General features: G+C 67.6%; 17 protein-coding genes. All 17 read right to left on the bottom strand.

What is annotated here, in order from left to right:
• Nucleotides 1-462: 462 nt before the first annotated feature.
• The 17 genes from CHB99_RS26645 to CHB99_RS26565 all read right to left on the bottom strand — a co-directional run bounded on the left by CHB99_RS26645 (nucleotide 463) and on the right by CHB99_RS26565 (nucleotide 20235).
• Nucleotides 463-1260, bottom strand: coding sequence for a ChbG/HpnK family deacetylase (locus CHB99_RS26645; protein ID WP_042129406.1), 798 nt, complete (start codon nucleotides 1258-1260; stop codon nucleotides 463-465).
• Complete coding sequence (locus CHB99_RS26640) at nucleotides 1245-2396, bottom strand: GNAT family N-acetyltransferase (protein WP_042129408.1); 1152 nt, start codon at nucleotides 2394-2396, stop codon at nucleotides 1245-1247. Before CHB99_RS26640 ends, CHB99_RS26645 begins: the two co-directional genes overlap by 16 nt.
• Nucleotide 2397: 1 nt before the next feature.
• Nucleotides 2398-3087: a GNAT family N-acetyltransferase gene (locus CHB99_RS26635; protein ID WP_042129410.1), complete on the bottom strand. Its 690-nt coding sequence runs from the start codon at nucleotides 3085-3087 to the stop codon at nucleotides 2398-2400.
• A 45-nt stretch (nucleotides 3088-3132) separates the two neighbouring features.
• Nucleotides 3133-5052: a hypothetical protein gene (locus CHB99_RS26630; protein ID WP_042129415.1), complete on the bottom strand. Its 1920-nt coding sequence runs from the start codon at nucleotides 5050-5052 to the stop codon at nucleotides 3133-3135.
• The gene (locus CHB99_RS26625; RefSeq protein WP_042129417.1) at nucleotides 5049-6356 is read right to left on the bottom strand and encodes a lipopolysaccharide biosynthesis protein; all 1308 of its coding nucleotides are present in this window, start codon (nucleotides 6354-6356) and stop codon (nucleotides 5049-5051) included. Before CHB99_RS26625 ends, CHB99_RS26630 begins: the two co-directional genes overlap by 4 nt.
• Nucleotides 6353-7351 (bottom strand): polysaccharide deacetylase family protein, encoded by a 999-nt coding sequence (locus CHB99_RS26620; RefSeq protein ID WP_042129419.1) that lies wholly within the window; start codon nucleotides 7349-7351, stop codon nucleotides 6353-6355. The genes CHB99_RS26625 and CHB99_RS26620 overlap by 4 nt, the downstream gene beginning before the upstream one ends.
• 10 nt (nucleotides 7352-7361) lie before the next feature.
• Entirely contained in the window at nucleotides 7362-8498 is a 1137-nt protein-coding gene (locus CHB99_RS26615; RefSeq protein WP_042129421.1) for a glycosyltransferase, read from the bottom strand.
• Nucleotides 8491-9456 carry a glycosyltransferase family 2 protein gene (locus tag CHB99_RS26610; protein WP_042129423.1) on the bottom strand — a complete coding sequence of 322 codons (966 nt, stop codon included), beginning with the start codon at nucleotides 9454-9456 and terminating at the stop codon, nucleotides 8491-8493. Before CHB99_RS26610 ends, CHB99_RS26615 begins: the two co-directional genes overlap by 8 nt.
• Nucleotides 9453-10823, bottom strand: a complete 1371-nt coding sequence (locus tag CHB99_RS26605; protein WP_042129424.1) for an O-antigen ligase family protein — start codon at nucleotides 10821-10823, stop codon at nucleotides 9453-9455. The genes CHB99_RS26610 and CHB99_RS26605 overlap by 4 nt, the downstream gene beginning before the upstream one ends.
• Nucleotides 10820-11908, bottom strand: a complete 1089-nt coding sequence (locus tag CHB99_RS26600; protein WP_042129456.1) for a glycosyltransferase family 4 protein — start codon at nucleotides 11906-11908, stop codon at nucleotides 10820-10822. Before CHB99_RS26600 ends, CHB99_RS26605 begins: the two co-directional genes overlap by 4 nt.
• The gene (locus CHB99_RS26595) at nucleotides 11905-13470 is read right to left on the bottom strand and encodes a GumC family protein (protein WP_042129427.1); all 1566 of its coding nucleotides are present in this window, start codon (nucleotides 13468-13470) and stop codon (nucleotides 11905-11907) included. The genes CHB99_RS26600 and CHB99_RS26595 overlap by 4 nt, the downstream gene beginning before the upstream one ends.
• A gap of 18 nt (nucleotides 13471-13488) precedes the next feature.
• Nucleotides 13489-14514, bottom strand: coding sequence for a polysaccharide biosynthesis/export family protein (locus CHB99_RS26590; protein WP_042129429.1), 1026 nt, complete (start codon nucleotides 14512-14514; stop codon nucleotides 13489-13491).
• 24 nt (nucleotides 14515-14538) lie between these two features.
• On the bottom strand, nucleotides 14539-15186 hold the full coding sequence (locus CHB99_RS26585; RefSeq protein ID WP_042129432.1) for a P-loop NTPase family protein: 648 nt from the start codon (nucleotides 15184-15186) through the stop codon (nucleotides 14539-14541).
• Nucleotide 15187: 1 nt separating this feature from the next.
• On the bottom strand, nucleotides 15188-15934 hold the full coding sequence (locus CHB99_RS26580; RefSeq protein WP_042129434.1) for a sugar transferase: 747 nt from the start codon (nucleotides 15932-15934) through the stop codon (nucleotides 15188-15190).
• Nucleotides 15935-15936: 2 nt separating this feature from the next.
• Nucleotides 15937-17001: an NAD-dependent epimerase gene (locus CHB99_RS26575; RefSeq protein ID WP_042129435.1), complete on the bottom strand. Its 1065-nt coding sequence runs from the start codon at nucleotides 16999-17001 to the stop codon at nucleotides 15937-15939.
• The gene (locus CHB99_RS26570; RefSeq protein ID WP_042129437.1) at nucleotides 16998-18350 is read right to left on the bottom strand and encodes a UDP-glucose dehydrogenase family protein; all 1353 of its coding nucleotides are present in this window, start codon (nucleotides 18348-18350) and stop codon (nucleotides 16998-17000) included. Before CHB99_RS26570 ends, CHB99_RS26575 begins: the two co-directional genes overlap by 4 nt.
• A gap of 526 nt (nucleotides 18351-18876) precedes the next feature.
• Entirely contained in the window at nucleotides 18877-20235 is a 1359-nt protein-coding gene (locus CHB99_RS26565; protein WP_042129439.1) for a CoA transferase, read from the bottom strand.
• Nucleotides 20236-20263: the final 28 nt, after the last annotated feature.

The following is a 20263-nucleotide window of genomic DNA, read 5'->3' as shown; positions in this document are numbered from 1 at the left end:
GCATTCGACCCTGGGCTATCTACCGCCCAACCGGTATGAGCGGCAGATAGCCTGAGCTCCCACATTGCGGTGTCCGGAAAAAGTTGACCAGCTCACTCCTGGCGCACTCAAGATCGAGCGCCGTCCGCACGGCGCTTCGCGAGCAAGCTCGCTCCCACAGTTTGTTGCAACGTGCCATGGCCTGTGAGAGCGGCGTTATCCGCCTTTGGTGCCTGACGATTCATCGTGGGAAGGCTGTTGGGTACGACTCGATATCGTGTCGTACCAACAAGGCTAACAACCATGGCCTGTCAGACATAGGTACGTTGCAACAAACTGTGGGAGCGAGCTTGCTCGCGAAGCGCCGCGCGGGCGGCGCTCGATCTTGAGTGCGCCAGAGAAACATCGTCATGCACAGCGAAGCGCCGTGCGGACGGCACTCGATCTCCAGAGCACTGCAAGCCCCAATACAGGCACTCACCCTCAACCAACCTTCAGAAACGCCCCCGCCGTCCGCCCCGCCAGCGTCCCATACCCCACCCGGCGTACCCCCGCCAGCCGCTGTTCCAGCAGATCCAGCAACGACTCCCCGCTGTCCAGGTAGGCATCGCCGAAATCCGCGGAACCCAGCGCACTGGGATGCACCACCACTTCCAGCACGCCATCCACCGGCGCCAGGCCATCGCGCAGGTCAACCGGGGTGCACACATGATCGGCACTGACCCCGGCCAGTTGCCGCAAGCGCCGGTTGAGCAGGGTCTTGAACACGCGCTTGCCAGTGCCGATGTTGCGCCCGATATTGCGCGCCAGGCGCACCGGCACGCCCTCCCGCGCGGCGAAGCGGGCGAGGATTTCGCCCAGCGGCCAGATGTTGTGCACATGCTGGTGCGAGTCCAGGTGACTGGGCAGCAAGCCCAGCCCCAGGCAGTGCTGCCACTGCGCGGCCAGCTCCAGCTCCACGGCCTGCCGTTCGCGGCGGCTGAGCCACAGGCTTTTGCGCGACAGGCCGAACTCGAATTCGCCGGCACCGTTGCAGAACGCCGGCTCTTCGAGAATGGCTTCGCTCAACGGGCGGCCATGGCTGAGGTTGAAGTGCAGCCCGACCCGCCCCCGCAGCAACGGCTGCTGGCGGGCCAGGGCGCAGGCGTTGCGGAACGCCGGCATGTTGGCCATGGCCGTGGCCGAGCTGAGCAGACCACTCTGGAACGCCCGCAGGATCACCGCGTTGGTGGGTTCGTTAAGGCCGAAGTCGTCGGCGTTGACTATCACCTGGAGGGACATTGCGCAGCTCCTGCGAGAGGGGGACGGGGAGAGGTGCGGGTCGGTGCCCCCGGCTTGCCCGGACGCAACCAGGGCCGGCAGCGCCGCCACAGGCGCAGGGCCAGGCCCAGGCACAGGCCAGAGAAACGCCAGCTGTAGAAACTATGGCGCAGGTGTTCGACTTGCGCCGTCATGCGTTCATGCAACTGATGACTGGAGTTCTCCAGGCTGACCCGCGAGGCGTCGACCCACTGCCAGCCTTCGTCCAGCCCCCAGTCGATCCATTCCTGCAGCAGGACCCGGCCGCTGCCCAGATCGGCGTGGGCGGGCAGGAAGGCCAGGTTGTAGTCGTAGAGCCGACCGCGTTCGAGCAGGCCGAGACGATAACTGATGCACTCGCCGTCCAGTTCCAGCACCACCAGGCGCAGACGGTCCTCGGCGGCCAGGCCAGCCAGGGCCTGGAACATCCAGGCCCGTGACTGCGGCGTGCTGAAGATGCCGACGCCGTCGTCGCCTTTCCAGCTGGCGTCCTCCACCGCGGCGATGCGCTGCAGCCACTGCTCGATGTTGTCGGCATCCGCCACCACCCGGCGTACCTGGGCGCCGCAGGCGGCGATGCGCTTGCGCGCGCGGCGCAGTTTGTAGCGCGGATCGCCGCTGACTTCCTGGCGGTCCGCCGCACTCAGCCAGTGCACCGGGACATTGCACACGCGTCGGCATTCATGGGTCGAGCTGCGCCAGCCCCAGTGCAGCAGCCACGGTTCGCCGGCGACGACTTCGTTGAGCTGCAGCAGGGCATGGGGCAGGTGCCGGCGAATCTCGCGCAGCACCAGGGGGGCTTCGTGCTCGGGCAGGTCGATCAGCAGACCGACCCGGTCGCTCAGCGGCCAGCCCAGGTGGCGCAGCACGACGAAGCCCGGCAGCCCGGCGCGCAGCGGCATGCGCACCAGCGGCAGGCACAGGCACAGGCGCTCGCCATCATGGCCGAGCAGCACATGCAGACTCTGTCCCGGGCGCAACGCGGCCTCCGCCGCGCGCAACCAGGCCAGGCCGTTGAACGGTGTGCTCTGCGGCAGGCGCTGGAGCAGTGCTTCGTAGTCCCGGACGGGAAAAGCAGGGGTCGACAGCGAGGTCGACCAGCTCAGGCGTAATCCCATGTCAGGCAGCCCTCACCGGTACCGGCGCCACCGCCGGCTTGCTCAGGGCGGACAGGCGCGAACCCTGGTAGCGGCTCTGCCGGTAGAACTTCCAGCGCCCGAACAGGCAATAGACGTGGGTGACCCGACCCTGTTCGGCATAGCCCATGCGCAGGTGCAACTTCAGCGCCGGGATATTGTGGCTCTCGCAGACGTCCACGACCTTGTCGCAGCCCTGCTCGCGCATGGCCTCCCACAGGTCCAGCTGCAGGTCCACCGACAGCGTGGTGCCCCAGTAGGCCCGTGTCAGCTCGCCGCCGAACTCGAAGAACTCGCCACGCTTGACCGGGAACCAGCAGCCATAGAAGTGATGGTCGTGATAGTCCTTCGGGCAACCCCAGATGAACGCCACCACATGGCCTTCGGGGTCGCGGTGGATGATTCCGGTGTGGCCTTCGCTGATCAGTTCGCGCATGGTCTCCAGGCGGTCGCCGAAGTAACGGGCGAAGGCATGCACGTTGTGCAGGGTGGTCAGCTCGCTGCGGGTCGGCGCGCTGGGCTTGAGGTTGTGGGGGGGAACGGGGCTGACCAGGTCACGCTCCATCCAGAGCAGTTCCCAGTGATAGAACACGTAGTGCCGAAAGGCGGTGTTCAGGGCAGAGCGCAGTCCTTTGTGCCTGATGTGGGTTTGCAACTGATTCAGTACACGCATGATTGCCTCCTTGATCGGGCAAGGCGGGTGGTCCGACGCGTCGGGTCACGACGCGTTCCAGCTCAGGGCGAACAGGGTCCGTCCTGGTAACTCGAAACCGAACTGCCCGCCACGACAGGCCAGATCGGCCTTGCGTGGCTGGTGGTCGGGTCCGAAGAGGGTCAATTCGGTTTGTGCCGGGCACTGCCGGGCGCCGCTGGCGAAGCGCACCTGCTGGCGCCGCTCGCTCTTGTTCACCCCGAGCAGGCTGCGCCGCGGGCCGCGGGCCATGGCCAGGGCATCGACTTCGAAGGCGTCGTTGTCCAGTTGCAGCACCTCGTCCAGCCAGTGCTGCTGGATGAACTGCTGGGCCAGGCCCACCGGCTTGAGCACGAATTCCCGTGGGCCGAGGACCTGCAGCATGCCCTTGGGGTACTCCGGTTCGTCGGCGGCCTGGAACCAGTTGAGCATGTCCAGCAGGCCGTCGGCGCTGGCGTTGATCGCCACCGAGGCCCACCACAGCGCGGCGTCATCGCCGTTCTGTTCATAGAGGCTGAGGCTGGAGCCGCTGGACAGGTTGGTCTGGTCCAGCAGCAGGGCCTTGCGTGGCCGTCCACGTTCGTCGAGGCCGACCAGGCCCGCCGCCTGGCGCACGGTGTCGCGGTAGACCCGGGTCGCCAGCAGGTCGCGGACCATCCATTCATGCCAGGCCAGCGCATCGATGCGCGGGCCGAATTCGTCGAGCAGGCGCTTGGCCCAGTCCAGCCCGCGGCGCTCGCCGCTGTGCTCGGCCAGCGGACCGTTGACCAGGCGCGAGCTGGCCGGCATGGCGATGCGCACGCCGGCCTCGCGGGCGCCAGCGTAGTCCTCGACCTGCCGCAGGCGTTTGGCGAAGAAGGCGCGAAAGTCCTCGTAGCGCTCGTAGTTGAGATTCGGCTCGTCGGCAAAAGCGATGTAGTGGCGGCCCGCGCCACCGAGGGCGACACTCGCCGCCAGCCAGGCATCGAGGCCCCGGCGGCTGACCTCGTCGTCGCGCAGCTCGGCGCGGCGACCGGTGGCGGCGAGCAGGGTGATGTCGTCGGCGATGGCGAAGCGTTCCCGGTACAGGCGGCGAAAGGCGTTCTCGTACTCGGGCTGGCGTGCCAGCACATCGACGAAGCTGTAGAAGCCCGCCGCCGTCGGGCGCAGGGCATCCAGCACGGCATGACTGGCCGGTGGCGGCAGCAGATAGGGCAGGTTGAGACCGAGTTTCGCGGTGGGGCCGAGGTGCTTGTCGCCCAGGCTCAGATTCACCGTGCCGGACTGCTCGCGCAATGGCTGCAGGTCGGCGACCCGGCGGGCGAACAGATTGGCCGTGCCGTCCAGCCAGAACGCCGCCTTGCCGCGGCCCTGCAGTTCCAGGCGCCAGACCTGCGCCCGCGGGCTGACCGGCAAGGTCACCTGCTCGTACTGCCAGTAGGCGGGCTGCTGCACCAGGGGCAGGCTCAGGCTCTTGCCGTCGTCCAGGCGCACCGCGCGCAGAGCGCTGACGCCGCCGTGATACTTGCCGGCCAGAATGGCTTCCTCGCCGGCAGCGACCCGGAAGTAAAAGCTGCTGTCGGCCTCCACCTGCAGGCTGAAGTGCAGCCGCGCCGGGGCGAATTGCACAGCGGTGCTGTCATCGAAGCTCGCACGGTAGCGCCGGAAGCTGTAGCCGGGAATCTCCAGGCGATAGCTGCCATGCCCGCTGTGCAACGGCCATTGCTGCTGGCCGCGCACTTCATCGGCGGCGATATCCCGACGCGCCGCCAGGCGGCCCTGGCCATCGAGGAGAAATACCTGCTCGGGATTGGCTGCCGCCTGCCAGGAGCCGAGCCAATCCAGGCGCAGCGTGTCGCCGCGGCTCGGGGTCAGGTACAGGGCGCCGTCGCGGATATCCGGCCAGCGCGCGGGCGCGGCGCTGGCGAGGCCGCTGAGCAGCAGCAGGAGTGGCAGCAGGGCCTTCATCCGGCGACCCTCCCGGGCAGCATGCGCCGCAGCGGCAGCAGGTCGGCGGGCAGGACGATCAGGGTGCGCCACCAGGCCACGCCGCTGAGCCGGCAGTACAGCACCAGCATGGCCAGGGTCACCGTCAGGTAGGCGATCGACGAGGCCAGCGCCGCGCCGACGATGCCGTGGCTGGGGATCAGCAGGACATTGAGCAGCAGGTTCAGCGCCGCGCCGCCGCCCATGATCAGTGACACGCTGCCGGGGCGGTTCTTGCCCAGCAGGTCGAGGCGCAGGATGCTCGCGTAGCACAGGCCGAACAGCCCCGGCAGCAGCGCCAGCAGGGCCGGGTAGGCGGGCTGGTAGGCGACACCGAACAGGGTGACGATCAGCCATTCGCCGATCAGCGCCATGCCCAGGCAGGCGCCGAGCATCACCGTGGCGGTCAGGCGCAGGGCCAGCGGGGTGATGCGCTCCATGCCCTGATCCTGTTGCAGCAGGCGTTTCATCAGCGGCGTGGTCACCGCTTCGGGGACGATCAGCAGCAGTTCGGCGGCGGCGCTGGCCATGGCGTAGTGGCCCAGGGCGGTGCTGCCGAGCAGGGCGCTGATGAACAGGTAGTCGGAACGCAGGATCACTTGCTGGAACAGCAGGTCGGGATGGCTCTTGGCGCTGTAGGCCAGCAGCTCGCGCTGGCCGCCGCGGTCCCAGCACAGATGCAGTTGGCGACCGCGGCGCAGCCAGACCAGGCCGAGCAGCACCACCAGGCCCAGACCGAGCAGCCAGCTGGCCAGGGCCGCGGAGAGGGTCGCCTCGGGCCACAGCAGGTAGAAGACGAGAAACAGCAGCAGCGGCGCCAGCGACTCGGTCAGGCGCAGGGCGTTGAAGGCGCCAACCCCGCCGGTGGCGTTGTGCAGGGTCAGCAGACCGCTTTTCAGCACGCTCAGCGGTACCGCCAGCAACAGCAGCCAGGCCAGCAGGCCGAGCTGTTCGCTGACTTCCAGCTGGATGCCGAAGCCGCGCAGGGCCGCCAGGCAGACCAGGGTCAGCAGGGCGGCCAGCAGGCAGCCATAGACCAGCACCTGGGTCAGCAGCAGGCCGAGATTGCGCTGTTGCGCCGCCTGGTAGCCGATGGCGCTGTTGAGGCCGCCGCTGGTGGCCGCGGCGATCAGGTCCGGCAGGCTGCTGAGCAGGGCGAACAGACCGCGTTCGCTGGGGCCGAGCAGGCGCGCCAGGAGCACGTTGCGCAGCAGGCGCAGGGCGATCATCGCCAGGCGCGTGCCCATGCTCAGGAGCAGGTGGCGCAGGTAGTGAGCGCGGCTCATGGGTTGCCTCCACGACTGATGCGCCAGGCCAGCAGCGAGGGGCGGCTGGCATTGCGCTGGCTGACGCCGATGCGCGGCAGGGCCAGGGGGTCGTCGCAGCTCTGGCAGAGCCCGGCGCGGGTACTCAGGGCCCAGGGATAACGGTGCGCGGCGAGGCGCTGGCGCACCCGCAGGTCGTGATCGCCATTGGGGTAGCAGTACACCGGCAGCGGGTTGCGGCAGCCCTGCAGGAGGGCGCTGTGGCTGCGGCTGATTTCTTCTTCCAGGCGACGGTCGTCCAGCCCGGGCAGCAGGGCATGGCTGGCGCCGTGCGGACCGAAGCTGATCAGCCCGGAGTCCTCCAGCTGGCGTACCTGCTGCCAGTCCAGGGCCTGGGGCAGGGACTCCGCCGGGCAGGCGTCGGTGAGCAGGTGCAGGGCCGCCGGCGCCAGGCTTTTCAGGCTTTGCAGGTAGTGCGCCAGGGCCAGGCTGCGGGCCTTGGGCGCGTCATGCATGAAGTAGGCGGCCGGCAGCGGCCGGCCGACCCGGCGCAGTTTTTCGATCAGTTGGTGCCTTGCGGGCTCGCCGTGGCTGCCCCACAGGGTTTCGCCGAGGCTTTCCCACCAGAAGCGCTGGCGGCTGCCGATGAAGTCGGTGGAGAGAAAGATGCTCGCCGGTACCTGGTAGCGCTGCAGCAGGGGAAAGGCATGCAGGGCGTTGTCGCGCCAGCCGTCGTCGAAGGTCAGCGCCACCCGCGGCCGGCCGCTGCCGTGGCCGTGCAGCAGGTCGAGCAGCGGCAGGCAGTCGAAGTGCTGGCGCAACCAGCGCAGCAGGCGCTCGAAGGCCTGCGGGCCGACGCACAGTTCGTTGCGATGAGGCAAGGCCGCGGCATGGTCGTCCGGCAGCACGCGGTGGAGCATCAGGATCAGTCCGGCGCCATGCAACTGACGGCGGCCTACCGGGGAGTTGAGGTAGATCCAGCCACTGGCGCGCTTGAGGGTGGTCTTGATCGGCATGGTCCTGGCCTCAACGATTCTGCTCGGGATTCCACTGCCGGTAGCTGTGGCCGCGAAGGAACTGCCATAGACCGACGCTCATCCCCGCCAGGGTCACCAGCACATAGGCCGCCAGGCGGAACGGCCGGGGCAGACGGTGCCTACTGTCGAGCAGGCCGACCAGGGCGATGGCATAGCCCAGCAACTGCAGGGTGCAGGTCCACAGGTAGAACACCGGGCCGTCGAGCAGGCACAGGTTGCTCAGCAGCAGCGGCACCAGCAGCAGCGGAGCCAGGCGCCGCAGCAGCTTGTGACTGATCAGGGCGATGGCGTACAGGCCATGGCGCGCCGGGTTGAGCAGGGCGCTGCGCGCGGCGAGGCTGCGCAGGCCACCGACGGTGACCCGCTGGCGGCGGCGGAACTGCTTGTCGGCCTCGTCGACGCCGCAGTCCAGCACCACGGCCTCGGGCACATAGACGATGCGCAGGCCGGCCGCCGGGGCGCAGGTACTGATGAAAAAGTCGTCGTTGACCTGTTCCGGAATCGCCTCGAACAGTTCGCGACGCAGGGCCAGCAGGGCGCCGTCGGCGGACACCATGCAGCCGTTGCGGTTTTCCACCCGGCGTATCCAGCCCTCGTAGTGCCGGTACAGGGCATCGCCGAGGCTCAGGCCCTTGCCCGGGCGGGGGATGATCATCTGCCCGGCGCAACCGCCGACGCCGGGGTCCGCCAGGGGCCGCAGCAGGTGGCCCAGGGTGTCGTCGGACCACTGATTGTCGGCATCGGTGAACACCAGGATGTCGCCGCGGCACAGTTCCACCGCGCGATTCAGCGCGGCCCCCTTGCCGATGCGCGGCAGGTCGAGGACCTCGATGCGCGGGTCGTCGACGCTGCGCGCGCAGGCGACGGTGCGGTCGCTGGAGCCGTCGCTGGCGACGATGATCTGCAGGCTGGCGGCCTGGTAGTCCTGGTTCAGCACGCTGCGCAGCTTGGTTTCGATATGGCGCTGCTCGTTGTGCGCGGCGATCACCACGCTGACTGTCAGCGGCGTGGCCGTGGCCAGCGCTGGCCGGCGGCGCAACGGCGCCAGCAGGCTGAGCAGCAGTGGATAGCCCAGCCAGGCATAGAGTGGCAGCAGCAGGCACAGCCAGAAGATGAATTCAGCCACGGGCGGGCCTCCGGGTGGTGACGTTGAACAGGCTCATGACGAAGGCCATGCCGGCCAGGTGCAGGCGGATGAAGTGCAGGCCCCAGAGCTGCACGATCAGCCGCGGATCACGGTGCTTCAGGCTCTGCCGCAGACTCAGGCCCAGGGCCGGCAGGCTGGCGATCAGCAGCAGCGACAGGCTCAGGTGCGGGAAACCGTCGAGCAGCGCCGACAGGGCCATGGCGTCCAGCACCCAGGCGCCCATCGACAATGCCGGGAAGCGCAACAGGCGCAGGCTCGCGCCATGGCTGCGCAGCAGCTGCAGATGACTGCCCTGGCGCCACATTTCCTTGCCCAGCCATTCTTTCCAGCTGCCTTCGTAGCCCCAGTGCAGCACCACTGGGTCGCGTAGCACCGCCAGGCGCGCGCCGGCCTGGTGCAGACGCAGGGTGAAGTCCTTGTCTTCGCCGCTGCGCAGGTTTTCGTCGAAACCGCCGACGGCCTCGAACCACTGGCGCGGCATCAGCAGGTTGGGACTGGGCAGCCATTGCTGGAGGTGCAGCAGCTCGCCGGCGCGCAGCGTGCGGCGCTGCCAGGCGATGGCGAACCAGGGCGCCTGGTGCGGGGTATCGCAGTCGAGGGCGAAGACGTCGGCCGCGCCGCGCCCGTGCAGTTCGAAGAGGCGGCTGAGCCAGCTCTCCGGCACCTCGATGTCGGCATCGACGAAGGCCAGCCAGTCGCCGTCGCAGGCCGCCGCGCCACGGTTGCGCAGGGCACCGATGCTCAGCCCGGGCAGGCACAGCACCTCGGCGCCGAGGGCACGGGCAATGCGCGGGCCGTCGTCGCTGGAGCCGTTGTCGACCACGATCACCTGGCACTCGACGCCGGCGTCGGTGCTGGCACGCCGCAGCGCGGTGAGGGTGCGGCCGATGTGGCGGCTCTCGTTGAACATCGGAATGACGATGCCGACCCGGGTCATGGCCGTGGCTCCCGTTGCGGCGCGGCCTCGGCCTGGGCGCGCAGCACCGCCGACAGTGCCAGCATGATCCACAGGTACTTGTGGTTGGGCGCGCTGAGGAACATCAGGAACAGGCCCAGCGACAGCATGCTCATGCTCAGGTGGGTGAGCAGGTCGGCCCTGGCCAGGTCATGCCGGCGCAGCCAGGCGCCGCGGGCCGCCCAGAAGTTGCGCAGGGCCAGGGCGATCATGCCGACGAAGAGCAGACCGCCGGGCAGGCCGATCTCGCTGAACAGTTCCAGGTAGGTGTTGTGGGCGCGGCGATACAGGTCGGTGGCCTTGCGATTGGCCGAGAACGCCTTGGCGTAACCGGTGGTGGCGTAATGCAGGGGGAAGGTGCCGGGGCCGGAGCCGAGCAGCGGGTTGTCGCGGATCATCTTGCCGCCGACCACGATGTAGGACGCACGGCGCCCCAGCGAGTCGTCCTTGTGCGCGTTGACCCCGGACCTGAGCACACTCAGCGACTGGATGCGCTCCAGGTACTTGGCCGGCATCACCGTCGCCGCCGCCGGCAGCAGCAGGGCCAGGGCGAGCATGACCAGGCCGAGGTGGCGCGGGCGGATGCGGGTCAGTTGCACCCGGTAGTGGTACAGACCGATGCCCAGGCTGAGCAGCAGCACCACCAGGCCGGAGCGCGACTCGGTGCGGGTCATGCCGGCCAGCAGCAGCCCGGCGCAGACCAGCCAGAGCAGGCGCTGGCGCAGGTTCGGGCTGGTCAGCAGCAGCCAGATCGCCAGCGGCACGGCGAAGGCAATCAGCACGGCGAAGACGTTGGGGTCGTCGAGCAGGCCCTGGGCGCGGCCCTGGTTCTGGTACTTGCTGGAAAACATCGCCAGCGCGCAGGTGGCGGCCACGCTCAGGGTCACCAGGCGCGCCAGCAGGGTCAGGTTCAGCTCGCGGCCGATGAGCAGGGTCATGACGAACAGCAGCAGGCCGATCAGCAGTTCGCGCAGGTGCTGGGCCGACATCGCCCAGCTTTCGCTGAGGCAGAAACTCAGCAGGTAACAGGCGAGGAAGGCCAGCAGCAGCGGCCACAGGTTGCTGCGCAGGCGCTCACCGCTGAGTTTGCCGCTGGCCAGCTGCAGCATCAGGATCAGGCCGAGGCCGGCGCCGATCAGCTTGGTGGCGGACAGGTCGCTGTCCTTGAACAGGCCTTCGAACGGCACCAGGGCGATAATCGCCAGCAGGCCCCAGACCGGACGCCGCCACAGGGCGAGCAGGCCGGCGAGGGCCAGCACCATGCCAGGGGCGAGGTAGGGCCAGGGGCTGGCCAGCAGGGCCAGGGCGGCGAGGCCGAACAGCCCGATCAGGGACAGGGGCAGGATCATGCGCGGACCTCCGTTGCAGCGCCCAGGTAGACCTGGGCCCAGCGCTGGGCCAGGGTGGGCAGGTGGTAGCGTTCGCGTTGGGTGCGGCGGGCCTGGGCGATCAGTTCGCCGGCCTGGGCCGGGTCGTCGATCAGCGCGGCCAGTTGCGTCGCCAGTTCGTCCACCGCCAGCGGTCGGGCCAGCAGACCGCTGCGGCCATGCTCGATGACATCGGGAATGCCGCCGACGCCGAAGGCCACCACGGGCACGCCGTCCTGCATGGCTTCGAGGAGGATCATCGGCGTGCCTTCGGTCCGCGAGCTGATCACCAGGGCATCGAGGCGACCCATCCAGGCGCGCATGTCGTGCTGGAAGCCCGGCAGGCGGATGCGTTCGAGCAGCCCGGCGGCGCCGATGCGCGCGCGCAGGGCCGGCAGTTCCGGGCCGTCACCGAGCATCACGCCGTGCAGCTGCGGGTAGCGCTGGCACAGCGGGATCAGGGTGTCGAGAAACAGGTCGGGGCCTTTCTCGCTGCTCAGGCGCCCGACATAGCCGGCCAGCCATTGGCCGTTGCCGGTGTGGCGCGGGGCGGGCTCGGTGCTCTCCGGCAGACCGTTGGGAATCACCCGCACCTTGCTGCCCGAGACGCCGGCATCGCGCAGGATCCGCGCGATGCTGTCGGCGACGCAGACCACCTGGCTGACCAGCGGCGAACGGCACAGGCGCAGGGTCAGCCAGGTGTACAGGCGCTGCTTGTGGCTGCGCGGGGTGAAGCCGTGCTGGGTCGAGACCAGCGGCAGGCGCCACAGCAGTGCCGCCAGGCAGCCGAACAGCAGGCCGCGGAAGTTGTGCGCGTTGAGCAGCAGCGGACGAACGTCCCGCTCGCCGCGCAGGGCCGCGCGCAGCCCCGTCACCCCGGTGCAGCGCTGGCAGTCCACCCCGGCTTCGCGAAAGCGCGCCAGCAACTCGTCCGGTGCTTCGAGAAACACCACCCGATGCTGCCCGGGGGTGGCCCGGCAGTGGTCCAGCAGCATGCGCTCGGCGCCGTAGAAACCACCGCTGTTGAGCAGGTGGACGATCGGCTGGCGCGGGGCCGCGGCGTTCAATTGCGCACCCAGTGCCACAGGCGCGGCAGCGACCATTGCTTGTGCGGGTTGGGCAGCTCCGGTGCCTGGTCGTTGATCACCAGCAGTACCGGCAGGTTCAGTTCATGGCCGATCTGTGCCGGATGCTTGAAGCGGTGGTCGAAGAACTCGCGGACGTAGACCAGGGCAATGGCGAACAGCAGGCCGGTGAGCATGCCGAACGGCACGATCAGGCCAGGCCGCGGGAACGCCGCTTCGGTCGGCTGGTACGGCGCGCTGAGGATGCGCGCGTTGGACAGGTTGTCCAGCTGGCCCTGGCCGCGGCTTTCTTCGTAGCGCTGGGTGTAGGTGAAGAAGGCCTTGTGCAGGGCATCGATCTCGGTGTCGAGCTGACGCGCCTTGCTCTGGGTTTCCTGGAGCTGGTGGATGCGGCCCTTCAGTTCACCGATGCGCGCGGTCTTCTGCGCGATCACTTCCTGGACCACGGTCAGGTCCTTCTCGCGCTCGCGGATGCGGTTGGCGACCACCTTGAGGAACTGCTGGCGGGTCCGGCTGATCTGGTCGCGCTGCAGCTGCATCGGTTCGCTGTTGGGCTGGAAGATCGCCACGTCATTGCCGTAGCGCGACACCTGGGTGGTCAGCTGTTCGCCCAGCTGCTTGATCTCGCGGTCCTCGAAGGCCACGTTGTCCACCGTGGTGGTGAAGGTGAACGGGAAGCTGTAGTCGTTCATCTTCGCCGCACTGGCGGTGGCCAGGGACGACTTCAGGTAGTCGAGCCAGCGCTGGCTTTGCAGCAGGCGGTCGCGGTACAGGTTCAGCGCCTGTTCCTCGGTGTTGATCGCGTTCAGGCGGAAGGTGATCTCTTCCTTCGGATCCGACGAACCATTGCTTTCCAGCAGGTTCAGGCGTTTGCTTTCGAGATCGTCGAGACGGGTCTGGTACTGGAGTTTCTTCTGTTCGTAGAAGGATTCCGGCAGTCCGTTGGACTGCAGCTCCTGACGGCTCTTCAGGAAGTTGTCGAGCAGGCGGGCGACGAACACGGTGCCCTGGGCCGGATCGGCGAAGCTGTAGTTCACCGAGATCACATTGGAGCCGGGCAGGGTCTCGACCTTGAGGTCCTTCACCGCCTGTTCGGTCAGGGCATCGAGCTGGCTGTCGCCGGCCGAGGCGACCTTCAGGCCCAGGGCGGTGCGCAGCGGGTCGATCACATGCAGGTGCAGCGGGGTCAATACCCACTGATCGAGCATGCTGGGCTCCACCGCGTATTTACCCTCGGCGCGCAGCTGGTTGATGGTCTGGCGAATCAGGGTCGGCGAACGGAGGATGTTGCTCTCCGTTTCCATGTCCGCCAGGGACGGCGGAATGAACTTGTCGGTTTCCTGGGCCAGGGCGGTGTTGGTGTCGCTCTGCGACAGCTTCTTCGACTGGACGATGACTTCCGCGCCAATGTCGAAGCTCTGGCGCAGCACCAGCGGCAGGATCAGGGCGATCACCGCGAAGACGAGGAAGATCCGTTTCACCAATTGCCGGTTGGCGAAGAAGATGCGGAAGAATTCGTGCAGGTAGTTCTCGTTGGGATTCATGTCGCCGTACCCCTGGAATCAGTTGTCGCTGTCTTTGTTGTCGACGCGGTAGCCGAAGCTGAAGCCCACGCCCTGGAACAGCACTACGTCGGCCAGTTGCCGGGCCAGTTCGCCGGCACTGGCGAGCTTGGTCTTGGGCACGTAGAGCATGTCGTCCGGTTGCAGGTAGGCCACCTGCGCGGCGCTGGCGTCCAGGGCCTGGTCGACGTTGTAGGGCATGGCCTGCACCTGGTTGCCGTTGCGCCGCATGATCACCACCGAGTCCAGGCGCGCCTTGATGCTCGGCCCGCGGGCCAGGGTCAGGGCTTCGAGGACCGAGACCGGACGGCGGATCGGGTAGGCGCCGGGCTGGCCGACTTCACCCAGCACGTAGATCTCGTTGACCGCGGTGGACTTGAGCATCACGTCCACGGTCATGCGCCCCGGCAGGTCGGCGTAGCGCTGGTTCAGGTAGGTCTCCAGCTGGGTCACGGTCATGCCCTGCAGGGGCACCGAGCCGATTTCCGGGAAGTTGGCGCGACCGTCGCTGTTCACCGTGATTTCCCGGCTCATGCCGGTGGCCGGGTGGTTCAGCGCGCTTTTCAGGTTCAGCTCATTGGTCAGCGGGCTGATCACCTGCACGGTCAACTGGTCGCGGTTGGGCTGGAACAGGCTCTTGTTGCGGTACGCCTGCTGGATCGCGGCGCGGGCCTGGTCCGGGGTCATCCCGGCGACCTGCACCGAGGTGTTGGCGCCCGGCAGCTCGATACGGCCATCGGGCAGCACCAGCTGGTTGCCATTCAGCGAACTGGCGGAGAGAAAGCTGAGCCCGACGGTATCGCCGGACTGGATGCGGTAGGCGTCGGAGCCGCTGGTGCTGATGTGGAAGATCACATCCAGCACGTCCTGCGGACGCAGCACCTGTTCCTTGCTGGTGAGTTCGCTGGCTTGGGCGCTGGCGGGTGGCGCGGTGAGGATCTGCACCGGCATCTGGCGCATCTCCTGGTTGCTGGTGCAGGCCGCCAGCGGCAACAAGGCGAACAGGGCGATCAGGGTGGTTTTCATCATTGTGTCCCTCGCACGGTCGGCTCAGAGGTTCTCGTACAGCCACTTGGGCATGTAGTAGCGGCGGCGGTTGAACACGCTGCCGATCAGCAGGGCGCCGGCCTGGACCAGACGCTGGCTGGCGGCCTGGGCCACTTCGCGGCGGGTGTCCTCGGCGTTGATCACCAGGATCACGCCGTCCACCAGGGGCCCCATGACCAGGCTGTCGGTGCCGCTGTAGATCGCCTCGCCGTCGATCACCACGAAGCGGTAGTCGCTGGCCAGGCGCTGCAGCAGCGCGCGCAGCAGTTCCGGGTCGAGACGTTCGCCGCCACGCTTGTGCACGCCGCTGGGCAGCACGTCGAAGTTCTGGTCGGACAGGCGCACGACGCAGTCCTGCGGCAGGGGCGGGGTCTGGTCATCGAACAGCAGGTCGTGGAAGCCGCGCAGCCGGGTCAGGCCCAACTGCTGGCTGAGGTTGCTGGTGTCGTTGCTGGCGTCCACCAGCAGCACCGAGCCGCTGCTCAACTGTGACAGCTGGCTGGCCACGGCCAGGGCGCTGGTGCTGGTGCCACTGCCGCGGTTGGCGGCGGTGACCAGCAGCAGGCGTCGATCCTGGTCGAGCACGGTGGAGGTCAGGTTGCTTTCGCTGGGGGTCGCGATACTCATGCTTCTGGAAGTAGAACCGTCCATCTCAACTTGCTCCGTGGCCAGTGAAGACTTTGAAGGGAGTCTTGAGCAGGATCTTCAGGTCCAGGCTCAGGCTCTGTTCGGCGATGTAGCTGAGGTCCAGCTCGACCCGCTGGTCGAAGTCGATGTCGCTGCGTCCGGAGATCTGCCAGAGACCGGTCATGCCCGGGTAGATGCTCAGGCGCGCGAGGTGGCTGTCCTTGTAGCGGTAGGCGTTGAACGAGGTGGGTCGAGGCCCGACCAGGCGCATGTCGCCGCGTACTACGTTGAACAGGTTGGGTAGCTCGTCCAGGCTGCTGCGCCGGAGCCAGCGGCCGATCCGGGTTACCCGCGGGTCATCGTCGATCTTGAAGTCGATGGATTGGGCGCCGTGCTTGTTCAGGTGGCGCAGGGATTCTTTCAGCGCCTCGGCGTTGGCGACCATGGTGCGGAACTTGAACATGCCGAAGCAGCGTCCGCGGTAACCGGTGCGCCGTTGCACGAAGAGCACCGGGCCCGGGCCGCTGGCCTTGACCAGGACGGCGAGCCCCAGCAGCAGCGGCGACAGCAGGATGATCAGGCACACGGCGCCGAAGGCGGCGATGCAGCGATTGGTGCGCGACAGGGTCCAGGGCCGGCCGCCGATGCGTCCGGTGAACCAGCCGCGGCCCTGCTTGTGCACCGCCGAATCGATGCGCATGCGATGTTTCGGGTCCATGCGTTTGTCCTGGTGCAGCGCCTGTACCTGGGCGCTTTGCGGTTGTCCGGTCATCGCTACCTCCAAACTTCAGCGGGCATGGCCCGGTTGTCCTGCGCTGGCGTCCCGAGCAGCGGCAGGTAGTGGTCGAAGAACCAGGCGGCGAAGCGCCCGAGCCCGTCATCCAGGGATATCCGCGGGGTGAAGCCGGTGGCCGCGGCCAGATCGCCGGACTCGGCGCAGGTATCGAGGACATCGCCCGCTTGCAGCGGCAGCAGTTCCACCTCGGCCTTGCGCCCTAGGTGCTTTTCCAGCAGGGCGACGTAGTCGAGCAGGGCCACCGGGCGTTGCCCGCCGATGTTGTACAGGCGCCAGGGCGCGTGGCTGCTGGCCGGATCGGGGGTGAAGGCGTCCCAGTGCGGATTGGCCTGTGGCGCCAGGGGCATCAGGCGCACCAGGCTCTCGACGATGTCGTCGATATAGGTGAAGTCGCGCTGGTGCTGGCCGTGGTTGAACAGGCGCAGCGGGCGGCCTTCGTGGATCGCCGTGGCGAACTGCAGCGGCGACATGTCCGGACGCCCCCAGGGGCCGTACACGGTGAAGAAGCGCAGGCCGGTGGCGGGAATGCCGAACAGATGGCTGTAGCAGTGGGCCATGGCCTCGTTGGCTTTCTTGCTCGCGGCGTACAGCGACAGCGGATGGTCCACCGCGTCACGCACCGAGTAGGGCACCTGGCGGTTGGCGCCGTACACCGAGCTGGACGAGGCGTACAGCAGGTGTTGCACCGGGTGGCGCCGGCAGCTTTCGAGAATGTTCAGAAAGCCGGCCAGGTTGCTGTCCAGGTAGGCCTTGGGATTGTCCAGCGAGTAGCGCACCCCGGCCTGGGCGGCCAGGTGCAGGACCACGTCGAAGCGCTCGGCGGCGAACAGCCGGTCGAGGGCCTGGCTGTCGCTCAGGTCGATGATGCGCAGGCAGAACTCGCCGGCCTGCTGACGCACCCACTCGCTCCGGGCGACTTTCAGCGCCGGGTTGTAGTAGGCGTTGAAGTTGTCCAGGCCGATGACCTGGTGCCCCTCGCACAGCAGGCGCAGCGCGCAGTGAGCGCCGATGAAGCCGGCCGCGCCGGTCACCAGCACTTTCATGATGCCGGTACCTCGGGCACGACATGGCGCAGGCCGATGCCGCAGTAGTCGAGGCCGAAGGTGGCGACCTGGTCCGGGTTGTACAGGTTGCGCCCGTCAATGATCAGGCGCTGGCGCAGCTTGTTCGCCAGCAGGCTGAAGTCCACCACGCGAAAGTTCTTCCACTCGGTGCAGATCACCAGGGCATCGGCGTCTTCCAGGGTGTCGTCGCGGGTGGCGCAGAGCTGCAGGTCCTTGCGGTAGCCATAGAGGCGCCGGCACTCGGCCATGGCTTCCGGATCGAACGCATGCACCGTGGCGCCCTCGGCCCACAGCGCTTCCATCAGGTAGCGGCTGGGTGCTTCGCGCATGTCGTCGGTGTTGGGCTTGAAGGCCAGCCCCCAGAGCGCCACCGACTTGCCGGCCAGGCTGCCGGGGAAGTGCTGCTTGAGCTTGGCGAAGAGAATCCGCCGCTGGTTGTCGTTGACCTCGCTGACGCTCTGCAGCAGGCGCAGCGGCATGCCGTTGTGCTCGGCGGTATGCAGCAGCGCGCGCAGGTCCTTGGGAAAGCACGAACCGCCGAAGCCGCAGCCGGGGTAGATGAAGTGGTAGCCGATCCGCGGGTCGGAGCCGATGCCCTTGCGCACCGCTTCGATGTCGGCGCCGAGGCGTTCGGTGAGGTTGGCCAGCTCGTTCATGAAGCTGATGCGCGTGGCCAGCATGGCGTTGGCCGCGTACTTGGTCAGCTCGGCGCTGCGGTTGTCCATGAACATGAGTTTTTCGTGGTTGCGGCAGAACGGCGCGTAGAGTTCGCCGAGCTGCTCCTGGGCCACGCCGTCGCAGGTGCCGACGATGATCCGGTCGGGGCGCAGGCAGTCGGCCAGGGCGCTGCCTTCCTTGAGGAACTCCGGGTTGGACACCACCCGCACCTTGAGACTCAGCTTGCCGAGGCGGTCGAGGGTTTCCCGGGCCAGTTGCGCCACCTGGTCGGCGGTCCCCACCGGTACCGTGGACTTGATGATCAGGGTGCGGTCGGCGTCCATCAGCTCGGCGATCTGCCGGGTCACGCCGAGGACGTGAGAGAGGTCGGCCGAGCCGTCTTCGTCCGGCGGCGTACCGACGGCGATGAACACCAGCGCGGCATGGCTCACCGCATCGCTGGCCTGGGTGCTGAACAGCAGACGGCCGTCGCGGATGTTCTCCTCGAGCATGGCCGACAGGCCTGGCTCGTGGATCGGCGGCACGCCTTCGCGCAGTTGGCTGATCTTGTGCGCATCGACATCCACGCACAGCACCCGATGGCCAACATCGGCCAGGGCGGCCGCTTGTACGAGCCCTACATAACCAGTACCGAAAACACTTACGTCCATCCCGGCTGCCTCGTATGGCGTAATGGGGGTGTAACAGCGATGTGTTTTCGGTATAGCGCAGGCTGGGGAAAAAGTGTCAATCCAATGGCATGTTTCGTTGAACTTACAGTGCCCGATAAACAAAGCGTTTAGCCATCAACTCGTTGGCAATCCGCACCTTAGCGGAAAAACATACTGGCAAATCGCCGAAAAGTTTCGCGATGAACGGTCGTAAGCCACGTCGTACAAGGGTTCTGCAGAATGATTCGCAATAATTTAGCAACGCTTTCTTTGGTGTTAATACTTAATTGTCGACGCCAAAATTCCGCCATTAAATTGGCAGGCGATAGCTGGAAAGTTGCTTGCAAGCTAGCTACCTTTCGAAAGTTCTCGGCTATCGAAGGTTGAGCCATGCCTTGTGTGCATGCCTCAAGAGCCTGCTGCCGGTCTGTTTCCACCGTGCGATCGGCGGGCGCGCGCAAGCGCTGGCGCCTCGCCAGGCCGTCAAAGTTGTGTCGATACCTATGCAGCGATGAGGCCCTGACATTCACCAGCAGGGTTGCATCGAACCCAGCTCGCAGGCCCCGCGCTCCCACTGCAACGGCGCCCCCAGCACCTGAAGCGGCACCTTCAAGCGCTGCGCCGGCCCCCATGGGGTCTGTTCCCGCGCGCAGGCCAGGTCCAGCGGGGTTTCCCCGGCCAGCGGCAGGTCGTCGGCCACCGTGCCCTGTTCCACCAGCCATTTCGCCGTGCGCGCCAGCGACAGGCGGGCCATGCCGCCATGACCCGTGGCCAGGCGCTCGGCCAGGCCGCGAATCGCCGCGGCCGCCATCAGGTACCCGGTGGCATGGTCCAGCGCCTGCACCGGCAGGGGCACCGGACGACTGGCCTGCTGCCAGCGCATGCCGGCATGGGCGATGCCGGTGCTCATCTGCACCAGGCTGTCGAACCCCCGGCGCAGACGCCAGGGGCCGCTCCAGCCGTAGGCGTTCAGGCTGATGTCGACCAGCGCCGGATTCAGCGCGCGGCGCTGCTCGTCGCCATAACCCAGGCGCTCCAGGGCATCGGCGCGATAGCCATGGACGAGGATGTCGGCCTGGGTCAGCAAGTGTTCGAACAGCTTGCGCTGCCCGCCATCGCGCAGGTCCAGGCGCGCGCAGCGCTTGCCCAGCGTCACCTCCGCGACCACGCCCGGTTCCTCCCAGCCCGGCGGGTCGATGCGCAGCACATCGGCGCCGAAGCCGGCCAGCAGGCGGGTGGCGACGGGGCCTGCGAGAACCCGCGTCAGGTCCAGTACCCGCACGCCGTGCAACGGTCGCTCCGGGGTCCCCGACCAGGTCCGTGAACCATCGGCGTCGAAAGTCTGGCGGCGGATCAATGGCTCGGCGTTCACCGCCAGCCCCTGGGGGTGATCCGACCACTGCTGCCAACTGCGCATCCGCGCCGCGCAACCTCCCGCTTCGACGATGGACTGCTCCAGCGCCTCGCCGGACCACGCCAGCACCCGCCGCGCCATGCCCTGGCGATCGGCGGCGGGGCCGAGGACCTGTTCGGCGACGGCGCGGTGATGCGGGGCATTGGTGTGCAGGCGGATCCAGCCGTCGCGGGTCTGGTAGTCGCCGGCGATCGGGTCCCACGGCGGCGGTGTCTGCCAGCCTTGCGGGCGCAGGCTGGAGGCGAACCAGAGCGCGGCGAGACGGCGATCCAGCAGCACGCGGCGACATTCGCCGGCTTCTTGCTCGATCAGTGCGGCAATGGCCAGGCCGGCGGCGGCGACACTGACCCCGGCCATTTCCGTGACGGCGAACGCCGCGGGCAGATTGCCCGCGGCGGCAAAGCGTACCGCGCCCGCGGCGGGAGGCGGCAGGGCGAGGTCATGGGCGATGGCGCCGAGCATGTTCAGCATCGTTGTCCTCCTGGGATCGAAGGGGACA

Origin of the sequence: Pseudomonas japonica (assembly GCF_900188455.1) — a bacterium.
GTDB lineage: Bacteria > Pseudomonadota > Gammaproteobacteria > Pseudomonadales > Pseudomonadaceae > Aquipseudomonas > Aquipseudomonas japonica.
This window is presented reverse-complemented; position numbering and strand designations above follow the sequence as displayed.